Annotated in this window: 7 protein-coding genes; all 7 read left to right on the top strand. The window is 62.2% G+C overall.

Annotated features, from left to right (window positions below; all coding sequences use genetic code 11):
* Window positions 1–669, top strand: a 669-nt coding sequence (locus AB7F49_RS25490; RefSeq protein WP_428527611.1) for an ABC transporter substrate-binding protein, incomplete at its 5' end; no start/stop codon positions are given.
* Between the two features lie 167 nt (window positions 670–836).
* Entirely contained in the window at window positions 837–2,042 is a 1,206-nt protein-coding gene (locus AB7F49_RS25485; RefSeq protein ID WP_428527609.1) for a cobalamin-independent methionine synthase II family protein, read from the top strand.
* Between the two features lie 61 nt (window positions 2,043–2,103).
* Window positions 2,104–3,093: a formylglycine-generating enzyme family protein gene (locus tag AB7F49_RS25480; protein ID WP_428527607.1), complete on the top strand. Its 990-nt coding sequence runs from the start codon at window positions 2,104–2,106 to the stop codon at window positions 3,091–3,093.
* A gap of 284 nt (window positions 3,094–3,377) precedes the next feature.
* Window positions 3,378–3,890 carry a MarR family winged helix-turn-helix transcriptional regulator gene (locus tag AB7F49_RS25475; RefSeq protein ID WP_428527605.1) on the top strand — a complete coding sequence of 171 codons (513 nt, stop codon included), beginning with the start codon at window positions 3,378–3,380 and terminating at the stop codon, window positions 3,888–3,890.
* A 1-nt stretch (window position 3,891) separates the two neighbouring features.
* Entirely contained in the window at window positions 3,892–5,376 is a 1,485-nt protein-coding gene (locus tag AB7F49_RS25470; RefSeq protein WP_428527603.1) for a 4-hydroxyphenylacetate 3-hydroxylase family protein, read from the top strand.
* A 21-nt stretch (window positions 5,377–5,397) separates the two neighbouring features.
* Window positions 5,398–6,159, top strand: a complete 762-nt coding sequence (locus AB7F49_RS25465) for a glutathione S-transferase family protein (protein ID WP_428527601.1) — start codon at window positions 5,398–5,400, stop codon at window positions 6,157–6,159.
* On the top strand, window positions 6,156–6,806 hold the full coding sequence (locus AB7F49_RS25460) for a glutathione S-transferase family protein (protein ID WP_428527599.1): 651 nt from the start codon (window positions 6,156–6,158) through the stop codon (window positions 6,804–6,806). The genes AB7F49_RS25465 and AB7F49_RS25460 overlap by 4 nt, the downstream gene beginning before the upstream one ends.
* Window positions 6,807–6,919: the final 113 nt, after the last annotated feature.

Genomic DNA, 6,919 nt, shown 5'->3' with positions numbered 1-6,919 from the left:
TCCGACGCGCGCAAGGTGGTCGAGCAGACCGGAGGCAAGGTAGTCGGCCGCGTGCTGCATCCGGCCTTCACGCCGGACCTGTCGTCGTTCCTGCTGCAGGCGCGGGGTTCCGGCGCGAAGGTGATCGGGCTCGCCAATGCCGGCATCGATACCGTCAACTCGCTGAAGCAGGCGCGTGAGTTCGGCATCGGCCGCGACGGCAAGCAGAAGCTTGGAGCGCTCTTGTTCCTGATCACCGACGTGCATGGCGCGGGCCTCGACGTCGCGCAGGGCATCAACACGGTTGAAGCCTTCTACTGGGACCAGAATGACGAAACCCGGGCCTTCTCCAAGCGCTGGGAAGCCGACATGAAGCGTCCACCCACCATGTATCACGCCGGCACCTATAGCGCCGTGAACCATTACCTGAAGGCAGTGAAGGCGGCGGGCACCGACGAGACAAAGGCAGTAATCGCCAAGATGCGGGAGATCCCGATCAACGACTTCATGACCAAGAACGGGAAAATCCGCGCAGACGGGCATGTCATGCGCGACATGTATGTGTTCGAGGTGAAGAAGCCGTCGGAGTCGAAGGGAGCCTGGGATCTGCTCAAGCAGGTCGCGGTGATTCCAGCGGAAGACGCCGCCCTGCCGGTTTCGGAGAGCGAATGCCCGCTCCTGAAGAAGTAAGACCAGCCCGTCCGAGGCGCGCGCTGATTGCGCGCCTCGGCGCCGTTGCGGCGCGGCGATGATGCGGCGCCGACCGTGACGCCCGGAAACCGGGCGTTGTGAGACTCATTGGGAACCGAGCGGTGCCGGGTTCGTCGTCCCGAGCACACTGAGGAGCATTGCCGCGTATGAAGACCAGCCAAAACCGCATTCTGACGACTCACACCGGCAGCCTCCCACGTCCGCGCGAACTCCTTCTCCCGCTGCACGCTCGCGATTCGGGAGAACCCTACGACGCTGCGAAACTGGAACAGCAAATTGCCGCAGCGATTGAGGCCGTGGTCAGCCGCCAGATCGCCTGCGGCATCGATATCGTCAATGACGGCGAACATGGCCGGGCGAGCTTTGCCACCTACGCCAATACCCGCATCGGCGGCCTCGAGCGCGAAATGCATCCGCCCAAGCATATCGCGCGGCCGACCCGCGACTCGCTCGAGTTTCCGGCCGTCTACGAGGAAATGCGCAAGATGTTCGGCGCGCGCCGCGCGCTGACCGGTCGCCCGGAAGACGCGGTGTCTCTCGTTTGTACCGGCCCGATCAAGTATGTCGGCCACGATCAGGTGAAGGCGGATATCGACTACCTGAAAGCGGCGATCAAGGGCCGCAACGTCGAGGAGGCCTTCGTCACCGGGATATCGCCGACCAATCTCGAAATGTATTTCGAGAATCGCTACTACAAGACGGAGGAGGAATATCTCTATGCGCTCGCGGACGCGATGCGCGAGGAATACAAGGCCGTGGTCGATGCGGGCTTCATCCTGCAGATCGATGACCCGCGACTGATCACGCACTACAATCGCATTCCCGATCTGAGCCTTGAGGACAATCGCAAGTTCATGGAGCTGCGCGTCGAGGTTCTCAATCATTCGCTGCAGGGTATCCCGGAAGATCGGGTTCGCTTTCACACCTGCTACAGCATCAATGTCGCTCCCAGGGTCCATGACCTGGAACTGAAGCATTATGCCGACCTGATGCTGAAGGTGAGGGCACAAGCCTATTCGATCGAGGCGGCCAACCCGCGGCATGAGCACGAATGGCAGATTTGGAAGGAGATGAAGCTCCCCGACCATAAAATCCTGATTCCGGGCGTGGTGTCGCATTGCGTCTATCAGGTCGAGCATCCGGAAATCGTTGCCGAGCGGATCGAGAAGTTCGCCGGCGTGGTAGGGCGCGAGCGGGTGATCGCCGGTACCGATTGCGGCTTTGCCTCCGCCAGGGCCGGCGACGAAGTCCACCCCGACGTGGCCTGGGCCAAGCTCAAGGCGCTGACGCAGGGTGCCGAAATCGCCTCGTCCCGTCTCTGGCAAAAGGCGGCACGCCGCGCCGCGGGTTGATTGCGGCGCGCCGGGTGCGGTAGCGTGGACGTGGTCGCACCGGCACACAGGCTGGACGTTCATGGATTCCGTCACCACCGCGCCGGATCGTTCGGATCTTTCCAGTCCGCCAGGCATGGTTTTTGTCCCCGGCGGCACTTTTCGCATGGGCTCCGACCGGCATTATCCCGAAGAAGCGCCGGTGCACCGGGCTGCGGTCGACGATTTCTGGATCGATGCAACACCCGTCACCAACCGGCAATTCAAGGATTTTGTGAAGGCGACCGGGCATGTCACCTTCGCCGAAATACCGCCTGATCCGAAGCATTATCCCGGCGCGCTGCCGCACATGCTTTATGCCGGTTCCCTTGTCTTCTCGCCGCCTGCGCATCCGGTGAATCTCAAGGACTGGAGTCAGTGGTGGCAGTTTCTGAAGGGCGCGGACTGGCGGCACCCCTACGGACCGAAGACCAATATCAACGGGCTGGACAATCATCCCGTCGTGCACGTCGCCTATCCCGACGCGCTGGCCTATGCGCGCTGGGCCGGGAAGGACCTTCCGACCGAAGCGGAATGGGAATATGCCTCCCGGGGTGGCCTCGATGGCGCAGAATATGCCTGGGGCGACGAACTGACTCCGGGCGGCGAGCATCGGGCCAATACCTGGCAGGGGAATTTCCCGTACGAGAATCTGGCGCGAGACGGTTTCGCCCGCACCTCGCCGGTCAAGGCCTTTCCGTCGAACGGCTTCGGCATCTACGACATGATTGGAAATACCTGGGAATGGACGTCGGACTGGTTTGCGCCGCGGCATGAAGCCGACAGCGCGAAGGCCTGCTGCGTTCCCGAAAATCCCCGCGGCCCACGCGAGGACGCAAGCTACGATCCTTGCCAGCCGGACGTGAGAATTCCGCGCAAAGTGTTGAAAGGCGGCTCCCATCTTTGCGCGCCGAATTATTGCAGGCGCTATCGTCCGGCCGCGCGTCATCCGGAGCCGGTGGATACCTCGACGAGCCACGTCGGGTTCCGGTGTGTCCTGCGGCGCGGCGACCGGACGGACACCCGCGCCTAACTCTCGAATTCCAGGCTGTCGTTTCCAATGCGTGGTGGCGGTGGCGGCATGCCGTCGGCACGTCCCGAATACCGCGCATCCGGCACCGTCGCAGGGGCGGCTTCCCGAAGAGCCATTGCCAAGCGCCGGACATCGGCGCCCAGTCAGGCAGTCAGTCGCAGCGGCTTGACAGATAAGTCAGTTATATAACAGACTGATGATAATGGGGAGATCGGGGTCGCAATATGCTCAATGAGCGGCGTGGCGGACGAAACGGCGAAACGGCCGCGGTTCGGCCAGGCGATATGAGCCTGCCGCTCAGCGTCTCGCTGCCCGCGATGCTTGCCGACGGCGGCGACCGCGAATTCCGGCAATTGATCTACCGGATGATCATCACCCAATCGCGGCTGGTCGATATCCGCAAGGCGATCGCCGCCCGCGTCGGAGTGAGCGCGCCGCAATACACCATGATGATGGCGATCCTGCACCTGCAGAATGCTTCGGGCATTTCCATCGGCGACCTTGCCGAGCATCTGGAAGTCACCGGTCCGCATGTCACCGGCGAAGTGCGCAAGCTCGCGGAGATGGAACTGGTGCGCAAGACGGTCAATCCCCATGATGCGCGCGGCGTGCTGGTTCGCCTGTCGCGCGAAGGCAAGCGGCGGCTGGTGCGGACATTTCCGTTCATCCAGCGCGTCAATGACATTCTGTTCGAGGGCGTGACGGCGGAGGAGTTTCGCGCGCTGGCCCGCTTCAACCGAAAATTCATGGCGACGACGGCGGCCGCCTTGCGCTTCGCCGATCAGCAGGGAGAGTGACATGCTCCGGACCGGAAACGAGCATCTGGAATCGCTGCGCGACGGCCGCGTCATTTATGTCGGCTCGGAGCGTGTCGACGACGTCACCCGCCATCCCGCGTTCCGCAATGCGGCGCATACGGTCGCCGCGCTCTATGACATGAAGGCTGACCCCGCCCATCGCGAGACCATGACCTATGAGGAGGACGGCGGGCGGCATTCGCTGTATTTCCTGCGGGCGCGCTCGCGCGACGATCTGCAGCGCCGCATGAATTGCCACCGCATGATCGCGGACTTCACCTATGGCATGTTCGGCCGCTCGCCGGATCATGTCGCCTCATTCGTCACGGGCATGGCGATGAAGCTCGACGAGCTGAAGCCACCCTTCGGGCATCCGGACAATCTCCTGAAATATTACAAATACGCCCGGGACGCCGACCTCTACACGGTCTATGCCGTGCTGCCGCCGCAGGCCGCGCGAAACCCGGAATTCTACCAGCGGCAGAACATTCCGGTGCCGACCCTGCGGGTGGTGCGCGAGGACGATGACGGCGTCGTCATCTCCGGCATGAAGATGCTGGCGACCGGCGCGGTCTTCGCCAACGAGGTCTGGATCGGCAATGTGCTGCCGCTCGCACCCGACCAGAAGAAGGAGGCGATTACCTGCGCGATTCCCTGCAACGCGCCCGGACTGCAGTTCTGGTCGCGCAAGCCCATGGAGCAGGACTGCAGCTCGGAATTCGATGCTCCGCTCGCGTTTCGCTACGACGAAAGCGACAGCATGCTTCTTTGCGACGAGGTGAAGGTACCCTGGGAGCGGGTCTTCATCCATGACGACGCGCTGCTGTCGCGCAACATCTATTTTCTGACGCCGAGCCATTGCTTCGGCAATCACCAGTCGAATGTGCGCTACTGGTCGAAAATGCGCCTCATGGTGGGGCTATGCGCGAAGATCGCGCATGCCACGGGCGCCGATCAGGTGCCGGCGGTGAAGGAGACGCTTGGCCGCATCTCCGCCCAGGAAGCGATGATCGCGGGAATGGTAAACGGCCAGATCAATGCCTACGAGACCTGGCCGGGCGGACCGGAGGGATACGTCGCCTTCAATCGCCGGATGATGTATGCCGCACTCGAATGGTGCACCCAGAACAACAGCAGGTTCGTCGACGATCTGCGCGAATTGTGCGGCGGAGGCGTGTTCCAGATGCCGGCCAATATTTCGGTGATGAACGACCCCGAACTGGCGCGACAATTCCAGACCTACTGGCAGACGCCACAGACCGACGCGATTACGCGGATGAAGCTGTTCAAGCTTGCCTGGGACATGGTCGGTTCGGAATTCGCCGGCCGCCACCAGCAATACGAGAAGTTCTACGCGGGTGCGTCTTTCATCGTGCGCAATCATTCGTACCGCGAGACCGATTGGGACGGGTTTGGAAAGATCGTGGATGACCTGATTTCGGGATATGGCCACCCGGCCGCCGGCAAGGACAAATCGGCAGCGTAGGAACCGACGGGAGATTCAGAGATGAGCGAGCTCGTATTGTATGACGGCGCGGGCGTACCGAGCCCCCGCCGCGTTAAGATTTGCCTGCTCGAAAAGGGATTGCCGTTCACCATCAAGTGGATGAATCTCGGCCTGATGGATCAGAAGGCGCCGGGCTATCTGAAGCTCAACCCGACCGGCCTGGTGCCGACGCTCGTGCATGAGGGCAAGGCGGTCTACGAATCCAACGTCATCAATGAATATCTGGATGCCGTCTTTCCGAATCCGCCGCTGGTGCCGAAGGATGCCTATGGCCAGGCACGCATGCGGATGTGGTTCGCGTTCGAGAACGACTTTGCAAAGCCGTTCCGCGACGCAGTCTACGAGACCATGGGCAAGCAGCGGCTGCAGAGCACCGGTCTCACCCCGGAAAAGCTGCGCGAGGAGATTTCGAAGCGGACCAGCAACGAAGCCTATATACGGTTCGCCACCAGGGTGCTGACCACGCCGAAGGACGACGAACTGGTCGCAGAACGCCAGCTCTTGCTGATGGAAAAGATGGCGCAGATGGAGGATCAGCTGTCCGACGGACGCACCTGGCTGTGCGGCGAGCAATTCACGCTCGCTGATATCGCGCTGGCGCCCCGTGTCGACATGTTCCCGGTGGTCGGCGTGCCCGATCTTTACACCCGTCTTCCGAATATCGGAAAATTCATGGAGCGGATGAAGGCGCGGCCGAGTTGGGAAATTTCGGGCCAGCGGCCGGAGCCGGGTGAAACCGAGCGGGTGGTAGGTCGCAGGTGATCACGCTGTATTCGTGGGGGACGCCGAACGGCAACAAGCTGCATATCATCCTCGAGGAGCTTGATCTGCGGTATCGCCTCGTGCCGGTCAATCTCGCACGCGGCGAGCAGCGCAATCCCGAATTCGTCAGGATCAGCCCGAACGGAAAAATTCCGGCGATCGTCGATCCTCATGGTCCCGGCGGACGGATCGTCACGCTCGCGGAATCGGGCGCGATCCTGATCTATCTGGCCGAGAAGCACGGCCGTTTCCTGCCCGGCGATCCGCTGGAGCGGCTGGCCGCCCTGCAATGGATCATGTTCCAGATGGGCCATGTCGGTCCCGTGATCGGCCAGCTTCATCATTTTCAGGCAACGGCGCCGTCCGGAAACGAATATGCGATTGAACGTTATCGCAAGGAGGGCGAACGTCTGCTTGATGTGGTGGAAGCCCGGCTGCGTTCGTCGGAATTTCTGGCCAGCAGTGAGTATTCCATTGCCGATATCTGCACCTGGCCCTGGATCCGCTCGTGGGTGCACACCACGAAGCAGGCCATTGGAGCCCGCCCTGCGCTTGCGCGCTGGCATGAAGCGATCGGGGAGCGCCCGGCGGTGCAGAAGGCCGTGCGAATCTACGATGAGCTGCGGCGGAGCGGGGACCGCACGTAACGCCGGTCCGGGGCCTTGCGCCGTCGCGCAACAGTCGTGGACTTGTGGATGGGGCGGTTCATTCCCGCGTTGACATCGCGGCACCGCACGGGCAAATCTTCATAAGATGTCTT

Origin of the sequence: Pseudorhodoplanes sp., assembly GCF_050250235.1 — a bacterium.
GTDB lineage: Bacteria > Pseudomonadota > Alphaproteobacteria > Rhizobiales > Xanthobacteraceae > Pseudorhodoplanes.
This window is presented reverse-complemented; position numbering and strand designations above follow the sequence as displayed.